We start from the raw sequence: 16,158 nt of genomic DNA, 5'->3' as shown, positions 1-16,158 counted from the left end.
ATGACCATGCCCACCCCGGAGTCCGTGGTCACCCCCGAACTGCTGCCCACCCCGCCCGATCCGCTGCCCGGCTTGTCCCGGCTGCGCCGCCGCCTCGGCGACCGGCTGGCGTTGCGCGACGACCTGCTGGCCCGACTGGCCGATATGCCGGACCCGAGCCGCCCTGCGGGCACGTTCGGCGACATTCTCGACGTCGCCGGCGACCGTACCCTGCTGCAGGTCGCCGGCCTGTGGGCCCGGGTCGCGGACTCGGTGTGCGCGTACGCCGAAATGACCGCAGGCGAGGCGTATCTGGGGACCGCCCAGGACTGGACGGACCTTCGCCGCGTCGTCGAACTGGTCGGCTACCGACCAGGCCAGCGCACAGCCGCCCACGGCTGGATCCGCACCGAGACGGCGCCGGGCGCCGCCCCACTGATGCCGGCCGGTACCCCGGTGCAGGCGCCGGGCACGTCGACGCACGCCGCGCAGATGTACGAGGTCGCCGCCGATACGCAGCTGCGCGCCGAATGGGCGCAACTGACCATCACCGGCGTGCCGGTACCCAGCGCCCCAGCGGGAAAGCAACTGCGGTTCCTCGCCGATCCCGGCTTCATCGCGTCCGACCGGGTGGTGTTCGTCAGCGAAGGCGGCGCGCCGGTGTTCCCCACTATTTGGGATCTGTGGCTGGCGTGGTGGCTGATGCTGAACGGCAGCAGCTATGTCGGACTCACCGGCCAGGCCGTCCGCGGTCTGGCCCGGGTGACCAAACGTGCCGACGACCTCGGCGCGGTCCTGCTCACCTTCGACCGTCGCCTGGACAAGCTGCTGCCCCTGACCAGCGGGATCAGCTACGCCGCCTACCGCGTGCGCACTGAGCTGCGGCTGCCCACCCGGCTCGACAAGATCAGCTACGTCGACAGCTCCGGCGCCCCCAAGACCGCTGACGCGCCCTATCCCAGCGGCGAACCCACCGCGCCCTACAACCAGAACTGGATATTCGTCGACGACGCCCGCGAGGCCAGCGTCGGGCAGTACATCCTGCTGTACGCCGGCTCGTCGGGCCAGTGCCACGTCACGACCATCAAATCCATCACCGCCACCGACTGGCATGTGGCGCCCGGCACCACCCGGAGGGTCGCCAAGATCGAACTCGCCGATCCGCTGCCGAATGCCCTCGTCAAGTCCGGGCTTTCGGTGCTGCTGACCGATTCCCGCCAGGTCGCCCAACACTACGAGCTGCCGCCGCTCGCAGCGACGACGTCGACCGCACGAATTCACCCGCGCCTGGATCAGTTGCCGGCACGGCTGGCGATCCAAACCACCGCCGCCGACGGGAGTACCGGCTGGGAACTGTCGGCATGCACGGCCAGCGCGTCCGACACTCCGTCGGACCCCGGTGGCCAGCTGATCAGCCTCGCAAACGCCCGCCACGGCAAAGCTGACCGGGGTAAGGGCAGTGGTCGGGCCACCGGCAACCTCGCTCCCATCCAGCACGGTGCCACCCACACCAGCCAGCTGACGCCGGTGGGCGCCACCGCGGTGATCAGCGGTCCGGTCACCGGCGACGTGAGCATCGACGGCACGGTGACCGACAGCCTGGTCGTCAGCGTCTCCGGTGAGCGCTTCGACGAGGTGCCGAGTTTGTATCGTCGCGGCCCGGGCGAGCCCGTCTACACCACCCGCCTGGCGGCCGACGGTCGGCTCGCGGTCACATTCGGCGACGGCGTCAACGGCGCTCTGCCCCGCGGGACCATCACCGCCCGCTGGCGAGTCGGCGGCGGGTTGTCGGGTGAACTCGACGGCACCGACATCACGACGCTGTCCACCAGCATCAATGGCGTGCGCAAGATCGCCGGCGTCGGGCCGACCAGCGGCGCCGCCGACCAGGAGGATCCGTTGCGGATGCGCCGGGCCGCCGCCGCGCGTATCCGTGCTCTGGACCGAGTTGTCGCGCTGCAGGATCTGGCCGATCTGTCGCTCACTGTCCCCGGCACCAGCCACAGCACCGCCTGGCGTGGCGCAGGCCCACCCGGCTGCCCATGCGGGCGTTCCGGCCTCCACGTCGCCGTGCTCCGCAGCGCCGCCACCGGCGTCCGGGCCCCGGTTCCCGCTGAGCTGCACTCGCTGAGCAGCTACCTCGACGCACGCCGCGACACGCGAGTTCCGCTGTGCGTCTGCGCGGCCCGTCCCAGTCCGATCACCGTGACCGCCAGCGTCGCCGTCGACCCCCGAAGGGACCCGGCCGCGGTCTGCGCCGCGGTCGGCGCGGCATTGCTCGACCCGGTCGGGCCACTGGCCCCGATGCCGCGCGACCTTGCCGTCCCGCTTGACGGCAGCGACGTCATCGAGGTGGCACAGCCCGTCACCGGCGTCATCGGCATCGCCGCACTGGAAATGACCGGCAGCGCCACCGCGGCAAGCTCGGGCGACCTGTCGCTGGGACGCCTGCCGGCCTTGCCCTACGAATTGCTGTACGTGGCCACCGCGCAACTCTCGGGGAGCTCGGCGTGACCGCCGGCGGCGGTGTGCCGTCCCGCCGCTTCCTGGCCATGCTGCCGCCGGCGCTGCTGGAATCACCGGACGGCGATCAACCTCCTGTGTCGCTGGCCTTGCTGGCAGCTCTCGAAGAGCAGTGGCTCGAGCTGGCCGCGGACGTCGATCGCGTCCTCGATGACACGTTCCCCGACAGCGCCGCCGACTGGGCACTGCCGTACCTCGGCCAGTTGCTCGGTCTGCCGCCCGACGCGGGGCGCACCGAGATCGGCTCGGCAACGGCGCTGCGGCGCCGCCGCGGGACGCCCGGCGCGCTGGAGGACTTCGCCGAGGTGGTGACCGGCTGGCCGACCCGGGTGACCGAAGGCTGGCAAACCACGTTGTGGTGCCAGCAGCTCAGCCACCCGGTGCGGCACACCGCGTCGATTTCGCTGCGCGCCGGCGAACACCTCCTGGTCGGCAGCGAGCTCGATCAGGCACGGCGCAGCGTCACCCCGGGCGGCTCCTTCCATCCGGCCGCCGCGACGGCAACGGTGTTCCCGTGGCAGGTCAGGCGATACGACGGTGTTCAGGTGTGCCCGTTGTCGGCACCGCGACGGTTCGCCCTGCACCCCCTCGGCATCCCCGCGCCGCTCTACCTGCGGCCCCAGCCACTGCTGATCGCCAGTGACGCCGAGGACGAGAACCCACCCGGTATGCCTCCCACGGCACGGCCTCCGCGCGCACCCGGCGAGCTGCCGCTGCGCGCGACGTGGCGCCTGATCGCAGCATTGGGCCCCGACGCCATCACCTACGGCGCGGTATGGCGCCTGGCCGCGAACCACCCGTTGGCCGCGAACACGCCGGACGATCCACCGCTGCTGACCCTTACCGTCGACGGGACCCCACTGCCCTGGTCTTCGATCGGGCTGACCGGCCTACCCGACGCGGGAGCACCCACACCCGACCCGATGCAGGTGCTGGTCGACCCGGCGCGCGGCACCCTGTCGGTGGGATCCGGGTTGACCGGCACCATCCGAGCGACGTTCTACCGACCGCTCCCCGGCTCCATCGGCGCACTGGCGAGCACTGCCGAACCCGACGAGGGCGCCGGTACCGTCATCGTCGTCGACCCGAGCGGGACACCGGCCGCGGGCGGTGAGGTCGTCGTGCCCGATCTGACCGCGGCCATGACCGCCGCGCTGGCGCTGCCCCAGCCCGTCGCGCGCCCGCCCGACGCGGCTGAGGCGCCGGATGTGGAAATCCGATTGGCGACCAACGACCGCATCGTCTCGCCCGGGATGGTCACCGGAAGCCCAGCAGCCACCCGCTGGCGCATCGTGGCTCCGGCCGGCCTCACGCCGGTGATCGTCGGCGACCTCGGATTCGGCCTTGACGGCGCGCAGATCGAGCTCGCCGGGTGCTACCTCGAGGGCAATCTGAACGTCGACGCCAACCTCGCCGGGCTCACGTTGACGTCGGTGACCATGAATGTCGCGGCGCGGCGCGTGCTGTCCGTCAGCCCCGACGCGTGGACCGTGCGGCTGCACGCCGGCCGGTCCTACCTCGGCGCCATCCGCGCGGACCTGTCCGCCTTCCCCATAAACCTCACCGACTGCACCATCGATGGGGCGGGTGTTCCGCTCTCGCCCTGCGGCACACCGGGCGCAGGTCCGGCCCCCACGCCGGCACTGGCCGCCGCGAACCGGTTCCCACCGCAGCTGCGGACCCGCGGCTGCACTTTCGTTGGCGTCGTCGCCGTCGACGTGATCGATGCCACCGACTGCCTGTTCATCGACGGCCTGCGGGCCGTCGTGACGGCGACAGGTTGCCTGCGCTACTGCCACCTCGGCCCTCACGACCAGCCTCAGGCTCACCCCACCGCCTATCAATGCCTGGCGGGACCGCTGCCTCCGCTGGGATCGTTCGGCGCCGAAGCCGCCGGATATCTCGCGCCGCTGGTGACCTCGCCGGCTGCGTACCGGGCCGATCCGGTGTTCCTCGGCGCGAGCGACGGTGGCGAGATCGGCGCGTATCACCATGCCCGGCGTGGGCCGCTCGCCCTGCGGCTGGCACAGCGCCTGCCCGAGATGACTGTTCTGACGGTGCATCCACACCTGACCATCGCGTCCCCGGAGGAATAACGTGAGCGGCGACTACACCTCGGTGCCCCTGCGTCCCAACGGACCACAGTGGCTCGCGACGAAAATGCAGCAGGGCCGGGTACTCCTGGACGGCGACTGGAATCTCAACATCGACGCCGCCGAACGGGAACGCGCCGGCCTGGCCGCCGCCGTCATCGGCGAAGCCGGTGTCGCCGAGGGCAGCACCGCCTTCGAGATCACATTCGACGCGGGCGGCAGCCTGCAGATCGGCGCCGGGTCGATGTGGATCGGCGGGCTGCGCGCCGTGAACCCGGCATCGATCGCCTACACGGCGCAAGAATCGATCCCCGCCCTGCCTCAAGCCGGCGTCGCGGCGGTGTATCTGGATGCCGTCGTGCAGGAACTGCAGCCTGCCGAGGATCCGGGCGAACTCGTCGACCCGGCGATGGACGGGGTCGACACGACGACGCGCACCAGGGTCGCGTGGCGGGTGCGCGTCACACCCTCACCCGCGTCCACATGTGCCGGCGCATCAGCGGTGCTCCCGGCGGCGCTCAGCACCGGCCGCCTCGATGTCATGCGCACCGCGCCCGCAGTGCCGGCCGATCCGTGTGCACCGCCCGACGATCCGCGCGGCAAATTGCCCGACGGTCTGTTGCGCGTCGAAGTGCTCGACTCGGGCTCAGAGTCCACGGCGCGCTTCGCATGGTCCTACGAGAACGGTTCGGCCGCCGTCTCTGCCGTTGTCGCGGGCACAACGGCGACGCTGATGCCGTCGCCGTCGATCACCTTTGTGCCCAATGATCTGGTCGAGGTCAGCACGCTGGTCAGGCGTCTGGACCGCAAAGACAACGGGCCGCTGTTCACCGCCGTCGCGGTCAACCCGGGCACCGCAGGGGACGTGGTGACGCTGTCGGCCCCCACCACTGTCGTCGGCGCCCCCTCGGGGTTGTGCCTGCGCAGGTGGGACGGCCAGGTTGTCGGCGCAGCCGGCCAGGTATCGGCCACATGGCACGGTGGCGACGTGGGCGTCGCGTTCACCGCCCGGCCGGGCCAGTATCTGGCCGGCGACTGGTGGGCGGCGCGGATCCGGGGCAGCGCTGCTGACGCAGTGGAAACGCTGACTGACGCGGCGCCCGATGGCACCGTGCACCACATCACGCCACTGGCGGTCGTCGATCTGTCGACGAAAACGGTGATCTCCGACTGCCGGCCGACCTTCAACCCGCTCACCGTCACCCAGGCGTGCACCTGCACGGTGACCGCCTTTCCTGGCGACGACCTGCAAGCCGCTGCCGACACGCTGCCCGATGACGGCGGTGAATTGTGCCTGGCCGCCGGCCGCTACGTGCTGGACGAGCCGGTGACCATCAGCGACAAACATCGCATCGTGGTGACGGGCGTCGGCCCTGCCACCGTTATCTCCATCCGCGGACACGAATCGGTGCTCCAGTTCATGGACTGCACGGACGTCACCGTCGAGCGCATCCGCGCCGAGGCCGGCACAGGCGCCAATACCGCCGGGCGGATCGGCGGGCCGCGATTATTCGGCACGTTGGCCTTCCTCGGGTGCACCGATGTCACCGTGCGCGACTGCGAACTGGTCTGTCCGGACAACGTGCGTCGGACCCAGTCCGCGATCTATACCGCCCCTTCGGACAAGCGGGACAATCGCCGGAACCATTTCACCGACAACCGACTGCATGTGGGCGACCAGCAGATCGGCATTCTGGTCGTCTCCAGCGACGAGACCACCGTCGACGGCAATGAGCTTCGGATCGCGCCCGCCCCCGACCGCCGCACCGACGTGCTGCTCCCGCTGTTGGCCCGCGAACTCGGCCGGTACATCAGCGCGAAGGTCGAGATGCCGGCCGCGGAAGCCGAGCGGCCACCTGCGGCCGCGGGTCCCGCGGGTGCCGACGTCCGAGCCGCTCGGATCGTTCGGCTGCCCAACGGAGCGAGCTTCTCGATGTCCGGCCCGCCGCAGCTCCATCACATCGCCGAGCAGTTCAGTACCCTGATCGGCGCGAAAGCCCTGAACAGGCTCACCCCGAGTCAGGGCCTGAACAAATTCGTCCGCCGGGCGATCCAGGCTCCCGACTCGTTGGCACTGTCGGTGGCCAACAGCCGGTTCTTCGCCGGCATCTCCCGACAGTCTCGGGCCATGGCCCAGGGCATCGTCGTGGCGGGTGCCACCGCTGATCTGGTGCGCGTCCATGACAATCTGGTCGCAGGCGCGATCGAGGGCATCCACATCGGACTCGGCTCCGCCGACGGCGGCACCATCAACGCCGGTGAGGTGACCATCAGCCGCAATGTCGTCCGATGCGTCATTCCGTTCTACTGGAACCGGTCCCGGCACGCGATCTACGTCGGCAGCGTCAACCGGCTCACCCTCCACGACAACAGCGCGTCACTGGTGCGGATCGGTGGCAGCACCGACGTCGCGCAGTTCGCCGCCACCCCGGTCGACGCGGTACGCATCTTCGGCCAGGTCGGTCCGTGGCTCAGTGTGCGGGGGCTCAGTCTCACCGGTGGCTTTCGCTGCGGTGTCCGGGTCACCCAGACGGGAGCCTCGACCGGCGGGACGCGGCTGCGCTACGTCAGTGACGTCCTCAATTCCGGTGGGATCGGACCGGCACTGCAGCCGTACCCTTTCCCGTACCAGCATGAGCGGTGCGTGCCCTAGTCACCGTCGACGTTGTAGTCCTCCTGGTAGTTCTCGACCACGAGGCGCAGCTCTTCGCCGGTGCGCCGTTGCAGGCACGCCAACACCATGAGCAACGGGCATTCCTGTTCGCCGCCGCGGAAGACGATGATGGGCAGCCGGTAATAGACGTTGTCGGGATGGTCGAGATCGATGTCCCAGACCGCGTCGTCGACGTTGAGCAACAGCACCAGGCCGACGTGACGGGCCGCCGCGTCGGCGACAGGGCGCTGATCGAGCGTCATGATCGCGTCGGCTGACGGATAGCGCTGCAGCAGGAAGGCTTCCAGCCGGTCCAGCGACGCGACGTCCACGTCGAGTTCTTCGCCCACCATCGCGTAGAGCTCGTCGCGCACCTCCAGATCCATGGCCAGCCAGGTCTGGAATTCATCACGCGAATGCATGCGGAACGGCGCCAGGTTCACACCAACGATTGTCGCACCGCCCTGTCGGTCAGCGGGTTACCGGCGGCGGGATGCGATTCAGCAGTTTCGCCCCCGAAGAGTGCGGGCCGCGCAGTTCGATCGTGATCCCGGCGTCGCCGAGCATCTTCTTCAGCGGACCGCTCGGCTCGCAATCGATGAAAATCCACGTCATCGACCACCGCCGGCGTTTGACCAGGTGCCGGTCCGCGGCGACTTCGGCGATGATGTCCTCACTCGCGTAGACGGTTCCGCCTTCGTAGGCCTTGACCTCGGCGCCCTCCTTTGGCGGGTTGAACAGATCAACCCGCCGGGTACCCAGGTCATCCGGTAGGTCGTTGATCGTTTTCTCGCTTTCGGCCCACTTCCCCCGAACCCGCTCGGCTTCGACGATCTTGTTGGCTTTGTTGGCCTTGTCGACGTTGCTGTAGTAGATGGCCTCCCACACTGCAAGTGGCTTGGTTCCGCCGGTGAGCTCGTACATCTCCCGACGGATTCGCTTGTGTTCGTCGCTGCCCGCCTCGTGTTTGCGCAGTTCCGTCAGCAGCTCGTTGTACTTCTTGCGGTTGCGCGGGGCCACATCGCGCTGCGCCACGCCGCTGCTTGGCGTCAGGTCGCCGATGTCCAGCGCGCCCTGGTGCTCGGCCAGCTGTTGCTCCAGGCTGTCGAGTTTGGCCTCCGCGTCGGTGCGCGCGTGGGGCTCCATCGCCTTCATCGCGTTCATGTGGTCGGCGATCAGCTTGTTCAGCTTCTGCACTTCCAGCTGGGCGTCGAACAGCGGCTTGTTGGTCGGGTCCAACGTCTTCTTACCGATCAGATCGGCAATCCACTTGAGCGCCAACCGAACCCGTCCGGAGAACCCCTGGTACTTCTGCATCGTGCGCAGGGTGTCGGCGTGCATCCGCACCGTCGACGGCAACGCATCCGGGCTCACCCGCAGCCGGATGTTGGTGACCAGCCCCGTGTCCGGATCGGGATCCCAGTCGGCCTGCACGAAATCGCCCTCGAGGGTCGGGTCGATGACCATCAGGTCGCGTAGGTCGTGCGGCAGCGCCTCCCGCAGCTCCTGGGTGGTAGCTCGCCGCTCGCCGATCGGCTTGGTGGTGGCGGCCGGGTCGGTGGGTTTGGTGTCGGATTTGTCCTTCTCGTCGGGACCGGCCCGCTTCTCGGGCTCCGACGGTTTGGGCGCTTCGTGGCCGGCGTTCGGGTCGGATTCCGGCACCGGCGGTTTGATGTCGAGGACGCCCGCGCCGCGGTCGGGGGTGCCGGTGGACCGGCTCTCGCCCGGCTTCGGGGCGCCACCCGATTCGGTTTCGGAGTGTGCGGGTGCGGGCGTGCCGCTTTTGGCCGCCGCCGCGTCGTTGGCCTTGGCTTTGGCCCGGGCCCCGATCGCCTCGCCGGCAATGAACATGCCGTTGTTCTGTACCGCCGACGAGATCGCGGACGCGCGCTGCCGCCGCGCTTCGGCGTGCGTCATCGCGCCGGATTCCTCCTGCGCGCTGATGGTCATCATCTGGTCGATGAAGGTCACGTCGCCCCAGATGACGCCCGCGCCGCCGATGACCTTGTTGGCCAACTCGGCGCCCTTGACCAGCGACTCGGCGCCCTCGACCGCCTTGGCAGCTTCTGCCAGCTTTGACTCGGTCGCGCCGGCTTCCTCCAAGATGGTGAAGGCACGACCGAACTTGGCCACCCGGAATCCAGCCACCAGCTGCCCCGCAGCACCCATACCGCCCAGCAGCCCGAGGACGTCGCTGACGGTCGAGGCGTCCAAATACAGCTTGCCGGCTTCCCATTTCTGAATGAGCCGTGCTGCCGCGGCGGCCGCGCCGATCAACGCTGCCGCGGTGCCGGCCGAAGCCACGACGAGCCCGATCGCGGCCAGCACTGTCACCAGGTCGTCGATGCGCTTCTCTGCCACCGCCCAGTCCACCGGTGCGCTCTCGGCGTTCATCGTGGGCGGCGCGTCAGCTTCCAAGCCGAGGCCGGCAGTGCGAACCGCGATGCTGCCGCGTCCGTAGGACGCCTTCCCCCCGAATTTGTCCAGCGCGGCCTGGAAGGCCTTGCTGGGGGTGGCGCCGCGACCTTCGTACGCGCCCGCGCCGTCGATGTTGGTCACGTCGTTGATCAGCCAGCGGTAGTCGTCGCCGTCCTTGGGCATCGGTCCGGCGGCCAGCAGGAGTGGGTACTGCTGGCCGCTGACCTCGGAGATCAGTGCGGCGTTGACCCGGACCGACGGCGGCAGGGCGGTGCTGGCCCCGGCGGTGCGCTTGTCCTCGTAGCGGTTGTACAAGCTGATCAGCCGGTCGAGCGTCTCGACGTCGTGGCTCAACGTGTAATCCGACAGCGAGGGGTAGTCGTGACGGAACTTCTCCAGTTCGTCGTTCTTGGCCTTGCGCCGAGCGGTCAGCACGTCCAGCGGCGAACCGGTCAGGTTCATCTTCGCCTTCTGCATGAGGCTTTCGAGGTATTCGAGCTTCGACTGGTTGCCCTCTTTCCGGGCGATGTCGATCTGGGCCTGCAGTTCGGCAAGTTGCGCCGCGGGTTCGTCCAGCGCCTCGTTGAGCGCGGTGGTCATGTCGGTGACCTCGACGACGTGCCCGGCGACGGCCGGCGGCCTGATGACTTCCTTGCCCTCGCTGTCCTCGCGGATCGCCGGCGTCGCGATGGTTCTGATGAGGAAGATGCCTTTTTCCTTCAGCGGCACCTCTTGTTGTTCGGTGGGTTGACCGAACAATTCGGCCAGCCATTTCAGCGATGCGCCCAGCGCCGTGACCAGCAGGGACACCGGAGCCAATGAGATGGTGGTCAGGTTGGCGACGTCGCTGTTGAGCCGCTCAGCGACCGTCGAGCCGCCGGAAGCGCCCAGTCGCTTGTTGGCCCGCTTGGTGTCCTTCCACCAGTCCTCGAACTCGCGGCTGAATTCCCGGTTGGCACCGCCCATCCCGGTGACGTCGGTGCCGGCGCCGGCCTTGGCATGGGTGAATTCATCGATGCGCTCGTTGAGGGTCTTCTCCGGCGCGGCATTGGCGTCGGCGGCGGCGTGCGACGGATCTTTCTTGATTTGCGCCTTGGCGTACTCGGTGATGTCGAACTTCTCCCACCGGTACCGAATATCGTTGCCGACCTGTGTGATGACCTGGGAGGCGAAGCTGTAATTGCCGTTGGCGGACCACTGCACCTTGGCAGTGAAGGTCGGGTCCGAGTCGACGGTCACCAACTTCGGTCCTTCGACGGTGACCGGCCACGGCGGCGCGTTCGGCGCCTTGCCGTCGCCGCGACCTTCGATCGGGCTGCGGTACACCGACGGCACCGTACCGGTGCCCTTGCCGCTACCACCCGTGACCAGATACTTCGGCACGAAATAGATCACGCGCGCCCCGGGCACCTTCGCGATCATGTCGCGCACCTGGTCCGGCGCAGACAGCATCCCCAACAGGTCGACGTTCTCCACTTTGGCGGGGGGTGCGGGCGCGGCGGGGGCGCTCTTCGGATCGGTCTGGTCGGCGGCCTTCTGCCGTTCCTCGAGCGCCTTCTTCTGTTCCTCCGCAGTCAGCTGCCGCTGCCCGATGACGCTTCGGACCTCATGGCCCTCTGCATCCATCTCATGCCGAATATGGTCGTAGTCGTCGCCGCGAACCTGCAGCGCCGTCAGCGAACCGTCAGCCGCGAGCTCGTACACGCCCGGGTAGAAGGTGACCTTGACGTCAGGCTTCACCGGCACCTTCGGCCCCAAAGACGAGCCGTTGGTCCCGTAGACCTTCACGAACTTCGGATGCAGACCGACGTAGACCCACGGAGTCTTGGTCCCGGCAAACGCCGCCAACGCCTTCGCGGCGTCGTCCATCCCGGTCGCGATCACCTGGAGCCGCTCCCACGGCAGGTCCTCCGGTTTCGTGGCGGCATTGGGGTCGGGTTGACCGACGATCGTCGGCTCGCCGATATCGACGATGACGTCACGGAACACCCGGGCCGGTCCTGGCATGGCGTCCGCGACGTGTGCCAGCTCGTGATTGAGCAACCGCGCGCCGGACACGGTGTCGGGCCGGTACTCGCCGCTGCCGAAAAAGATGTGACTGCCGATGGTGAACGCGTGTGCCCGCACCGACGATGCCAACTCCGCGGCGTGGTCGTCGGTGTGGATACGGACATGGCGAAAGTCGGCATCGAGGACCTGACCAAGGTGGGTCGCCTGTTCCGCCGCCAGCGGCCGGCCGTAACCCGCGCGAGCAGCGATCGCGGTCGGGGTGCCCGCCGGTAGGTACGGATGCAACCGGGGCCGCGGAACGCCCGAACCAGGCGCGCCGGCACGATCAGACGCACATCCCTGTGCATCGGCTGCCCGCGCTGTGGCGCGGCGTTCGGCGGGGTCACCTGGTTCGGACAGCAGCCGCCGCGGGATCGCTGGCGCCTTTGATTGATGCTGGTGCGCCGGCGCCGGCGCGGCCATCGTCAGCTCACCCATACGGGCCCCCAGCTCTGGTCCGTCCCAGACGGTACCTCGGGAAAATTATCCCCGAATTCGCTGCTCTACGAGCCGATATCGGGCCAATTGTTCGCCGCGGACGCACATCGTCGGCACCCAGACGCCGAAACGGCATTCCTGCAGGGCAATTTCGAGAACCCCATTGCTCGAATGCCGTTTAGGCGGTGGCTCAGACGGACTTCGTGACGCCGTAGTAGGCGACGATGTCGTCGGTGTCGGAGGTGGAGCTGGTCAGCACCGCGTACGACCGCAGGAACGACTGACCGACGCAACCGTCGACCTTGACGTGGGTGTCCTTGAGCGTGATGCGCACCGGCGCCGACTTGAAGGTCTTCTTGTCGACCGGCACCTGGGTCACGGTGCCCGGCTTCGGGTGGATTTCGATGGTGCCCGACATCGGGACGCTGACACCGGTGGGCAGCAGGCCGGCCAGCGTCGACCCGGAGGTGGCGATACCGATCGACCCGACCAGACGCACCTGGCCCAGCTCGATACCGCAACCGATCTGGTAGCCGGCCTCCAGCGTGCCGCCGTTGAGGGTGGTCTTGCCCTTGCCGGTCACGGTCCCCGTGAACGTGCCGCCCACCAGGTATTCACGCGAGCTGACCGCGGTGGTGAGCGGTGCGACGGGCAGTTCGGTCTCGTTCTTGGCAACGACGGTGAGCACCCAGCCGTCGGGCGTCGTGACCGTCGCCGGTTCTTCCGACGCCACCACACCGGTGTCCGGCGGCGGGCCCTCGTCACCGACAGGCGCAGGGTCGGCGTACGCAGCGGTCGCTGCCCCGAACGGGAGCACCATGCCCACAGCAGCAACCACAGCAAAACGCTTCAACATGAACTCCGTACGCCTCTCAACCTGCATAGCCAAAGGAATCACACAGTTGTTTCGCAGATACAGCCGTGGGTAAAGGTTTTGACTCACGTGAGTCGAAACACAAGCCATAGGCTGAGGCGGTGTCCGATCTCGTACTGACGCAGGTCATCGACCGCGTCGCGCTCATCACGGTCAACGATCCCGACCGCCGCAATGCGGTGACCGCGGAGATGTCCGCCGGCCTGCGGGCCGCGATCAACGCCGCTGAGGCCGACCATGGCGTGCACGCCGTGGTCGTGACCGGCGCCGGGAAGGCGTTCTGCGCCGGCGCCGACCTGACCGCGCTCGGCGCCGCGACGGTCAACGGCCTGCGGGTCATCTACGACGGCTTCCTCGCGGTGGCCGACTGCACGCTGCCGACCATCGCCGCGGTGAACGGCCCGGCCGTCGGTGCCGGGCTCAACCTCGCGCTCGCCGCCGATGTCCGGATCGCCGGGCCCGGGGCGGTCTTCGACCCACGGTTCCAGAAGCTCGGGATTCACCCGGGCGGCGGCGCGACCTGGATGCTGCAGCGGGCCATCGGTCCGCAGGCGGCGCGGGCGGCGCTGTTGTTCGGCATGAAGTTCGACGCCGACGCCGCCGTGCGGCACGGCCTGGCGATCGAGGTCGCCGACGATCCCGTCGCCGCGGCGTTGGCGTTGGCCGCCGGTCCGGCGGCGGCGCCGCGTGAGGTGGTGCTGGCGACCAAGGCCTCGATGCGCGCGACGGACCATCCCGGCGTCCTGGACCACGAGCAGCACGCGAAGGCGGTCGACATCGAGATCGTCCCGCAGGCGGCGTCGATCGAGTCACCGGAATTCGCCGCCCGCCTGGCTGCCGCCAAGCAGCGCTGATCAGCTCTAGGCGTCGAGGAGCGCGAGTTCGGGCGCCTCGATGAGCGCCCGCAATTCGCCGAGGAAGGCGGCCGCCCCGGCGCCGTCGGCGATCCGATGGTCGAAGGCGCAGGTGAGTGTCATGGTCGGTCGCGCCACCACCTCGCCATCACGTACGACGGCCCGCGGTTTGAGTGTCCCCATGCCGAGGATCGCCGCCTCCGGATAGTTGATGACGGGGACGCCTTCGTCCAGACCCAGCGCGCCGAAGTTCGACACGGTGAACGTCGAGCCATGCAGTTCAACGGGTTTCAGCGTGCCGTCCCGGGCGGAACGGATCAGTCCGTCCACCGCCCAGGCCAGGTCGCGGGTGGAGAGTCGCTCGGCGTCCCGGACCACCGGCACCAGCAGCCCACGCGATGTCGCGACGCCGATGCCGAGGTGCACCGACTCGTGGAGGTGCACGCTCGCGCCGTGTTCGGCCGGCACCCAGGTGGCGTTGAACTCGCGGTGGTGCCGCAGCGCGATGGTCAGCAGCCGCAGCATCAGCACGAACGGTGTGACGGTGGCATCGGCACCGGCCAGGGTGTCGCGAACCCGCAGCAACTCGGTGCAGTCGACCTGAACCGATGCGTGCGCGTCCGGTATCTCCTTGCGTGACATCAACATCCGGCGCGCCATCTCGGCCTGCACGCCGCTGACGGGAACGAAGTCGGTGTCGCCGGTCTGGTGCGCCGAGGCCAGCACGTCCTGCCGCGTGACGATGCCGTTCGGGCCCGACGGCGCCACCCCGGTCAGGTCGACGTTCAGGTCGGCCGCCAGCTTGCGCACCCGCGGCTTGGCCCGGGGCCGGCGGCGCGTGGTATCGAGATCGGCGTCCGCGCCGTAGCCCACGAGCACGGGTTTGCGTTGTGGCGACGTGGCTTTCGGCTCATCGGACTCGGGCGCTTCGACTTTCGGCTCCTCGGCTTTCGGCTCGGCCGGCTCTGCGGCCGCCGGCGCGTCGGTGGCGATGCGGACCAGCACGGCGCCCACCGCGAGCGTCTGCCCTTCTGCCCCACCGAGTTCGGTCACCACGCCGGCGTACGGGCTGGGGATCTCCACGGCCGCCTTGTTGGTCTCGACGGTGCACAACACCTGATTGAGTTCGACGGTGTCCCCCACCGCCACGGCCCACGACGTGATGGTGGCGTCTTCCAATCCCTCACCCAGGTCGGGGACCAGGAAGTCGTGTGTCGCGGTCATGGCTGGCTCATCGCCTTGTGCACGCAGTCCAGCAGCCGGTCGACACCGGGCAGCCACAGTTTCTCCAGCCGGGCCGGCGGATACGGCGTGTCGAATCCGGTGGCGCGCAACACGGGTGCCTCCAGGTCATAGAAGAGTTCTTCGGAGATCCGGGCAGCCAGTTCGGCGCCGAACCCCAGGGTGCGCGGCCCCTCGTGCATGACCACCGCGCGTCCGGTCTTGCGGATCGATGCCGCGATGGTGTCGAAGTCGAGCGGGTTCAGCGACCGCAGGTCGATGACCTCCAGATCGTGGCCGTCGGCGAGATCCGCGGCGGCCAATGCGGTGTCGACGAGCGAACCGTAGGTGATGACGGTGACGTCGCGCCCGGTGCGCCGCACCGCGGCCTGCCCGATGGGTGGCGCCGGCCGACTGGTGTCCAGCTCACCCTTGGTCCAGTACCGGCGTTTGGGCTCCAGGAAGATCACCGGGTCGCGGGACGAGATGGCCTCGCGCAGCAGCCAGTAGGCGTCCGACGGCGTCGACGGGATGACGACCTTCAGCCCGGCAGTGTGCAGCCAGTACGACTCGGTCGACTCCGAATGGTGTTCCACCGCGCCGATACCGCCGAACGACGGGATGCGGATGGTCACCGGCATGTCGACATCGCCATGGGTACGCATCCGGTACTTCGCAAGGTGGCTGACGATCTGGTCGAACGCCGGGGCCGCGAACCCGTCGAACTGGATCTCGGGTACCGGCACCAGGCCCCGGATCGCCATGCCGATCGCGATGCCGACGATGGCGGACTCGGCCAGTGGCGTGTCGAAACACCTTGTTTCCCCGAAGGTTTCGTGCAGCCCGTCGGTGACGCGGAACACCCCGCCCAACTGTGCGACGTCCTCACCGAACACCAGCACGCGCTCGTCGGCGGCCATGGCGTCGCGAAGCGCGCGGTTGATGGCCTGCACCATCGACAATGTGGTGGCCGTGGCGGTTTTCCCCGCCGGCCGCCCCGGCTCGTCGGGCTCGGCGTCACCGGACCACGACGGCCGCTCGATGAGCTGCGTCATG

The 16,158-nt window shown here is 68.8% G+C and carries 9 protein-coding genes; 4 read left to right on the top strand and 5 right to left on the bottom strand.

The window, feature by feature from the left end; translation table 11 throughout:
- Genes VXD91_RS00200 through VXD91_RS00190 form a run of 3 tightly spaced genes read left to right on the top strand, consistent with a single transcriptional unit; the run spans position 1 to position 7,248 of the window.
- A complete protein-coding gene (locus VXD91_RS00200) occupies positions 1-2,493 on the top strand; it encodes a hypothetical protein (RefSeq protein ID WP_346414317.1) in 2,493 nt (830 codons plus the stop codon).
- Entirely contained in the window at positions 2,490-4,598 is a 2,109-nt protein-coding gene (locus VXD91_RS00195) for a hypothetical protein (protein ID WP_346414316.1), read from the top strand. Before VXD91_RS00200 ends, VXD91_RS00195 begins: the two co-directional genes overlap by 4 nt.
- Position 4,599: 1 nt before the next feature.
- On the top strand, positions 4,600-7,248 hold the full coding sequence (locus VXD91_RS00190; protein WP_346414315.1) for a hypothetical protein: 2,649 nt from the start codon (positions 4,600-4,602) through the stop codon (positions 7,246-7,248).
- Here VXD91_RS00190 and VXD91_RS00185 read toward each other — a convergent pair.
- From VXD91_RS00185 to VXD91_RS00175, 3 genes are all read right to left on the bottom strand, one after another.
- Positions 7,245-7,691 (bottom strand): hypothetical protein, encoded by a 447-nt coding sequence (locus VXD91_RS00185; RefSeq protein ID WP_346414314.1) that lies wholly within the window; start codon positions 7,689-7,691, stop codon positions 7,245-7,247. The genes VXD91_RS00190 and VXD91_RS00185 overlap by 4 nt on opposite strands.
- Positions 7,692-7,719: 28 nt before the next feature.
- Positions 7,720-12,153 (bottom strand): DUF4157 domain-containing protein, encoded by a 4,434-nt coding sequence (locus VXD91_RS00180; RefSeq protein ID WP_346414313.1) that lies wholly within the window; start codon positions 12,151-12,153, stop codon positions 7,720-7,722.
- A 190-nt stretch (positions 12,154-12,343) separates the two neighbouring features.
- Positions 12,344-12,973: an MspA family porin gene (locus VXD91_RS00175; protein WP_346414474.1), complete on the bottom strand. Its 630-nt coding sequence runs from the start codon at positions 12,971-12,973 to the stop codon at positions 12,344-12,346.
- 155 nt (positions 12,974-13,128) lie between these two features.
- On the opposite strand from VXD91_RS00175, the gene VXD91_RS00170 reads away from it, so the two are divergent.
- Positions 13,129-13,881: an enoyl-CoA hydratase gene (locus tag VXD91_RS00170; RefSeq protein ID WP_346414312.1), complete on the top strand. Its 753-nt coding sequence runs from the start codon at positions 13,129-13,131 to the stop codon at positions 13,879-13,881.
- 6 nt (positions 13,882-13,887) lie between these two features.
- On the opposite strand, the gene VXD91_RS00165 is transcribed toward VXD91_RS00170, so the two are convergent.
- Both VXD91_RS00165 and VXD91_RS00160 read right to left on the bottom strand, forming a co-directional pair.
- On the bottom strand, positions 13,888-15,105 hold the full coding sequence (locus tag VXD91_RS00165) for a dihydrolipoamide acetyltransferase family protein (protein WP_346414311.1): 1,218 nt from the start codon (positions 15,103-15,105) through the stop codon (positions 13,888-13,890).
- The gene (locus tag VXD91_RS00160) at positions 15,102-16,157 is read right to left on the bottom strand and encodes an alpha-ketoacid dehydrogenase subunit beta (protein ID WP_346414310.1); all 1,056 of its coding nucleotides are present in this window, start codon (positions 16,155-16,157) and stop codon (positions 15,102-15,104) included. The genes VXD91_RS00165 and VXD91_RS00160 overlap by 4 nt, the downstream gene beginning before the upstream one ends.
- Position 16,158 lies beyond the last annotated feature (1 nt).

The sequence above is a fragment of the Mycobacterium sp. SM3041 genome, from assembly GCF_039668335.1.
Lineage (GTDB): Bacteria > Actinomycetota > Actinomycetes > Mycobacteriales > Mycobacteriaceae > Mycobacterium.
The sequence above is the reverse complement of the archived record's forward strand: the minus strand, read 5'-3'. Positions and strand labels throughout refer to the sequence as shown.

What these genes read in the sequence shown, in the direction of transcription:
- VXD91_RS00200 (WP_346414317.1), top strand. Translation starts at nt 1, where the DNA reads ATGACCATGCCCACCCCGGAGTCCGTGGTCACCCCCGAACTGCTGCCC.
- VXD91_RS00180 (WP_346414313.1), bottom strand. Translation starts at nt 12,153, where the DNA reads ATGGGTGAGCTGACGATGGCCGCGCCGGCGCCGGCGCACCAGCATCAA.
- VXD91_RS00175 (WP_346414474.1), bottom strand. Translation starts at nt 12,973, where the DNA reads ATGGTGCTCCCGTTCGGGGCAGCGACCGCTGCGTACGCCGACCCTGCG.
- VXD91_RS00165 (WP_346414311.1), bottom strand. Translation starts at nt 15,105, where the DNA reads ATGACCGCGACACACGACTTCCTGGTCCCCGACCTGGGTGAGGGATTG.
- VXD91_RS00160 (WP_346414310.1), bottom strand. Translation starts at nt 16,157, where the DNA reads ATGACGCAGCTCATCGAGCGGCCGTCGTGGTCCGGTGACGCCGAGCCC.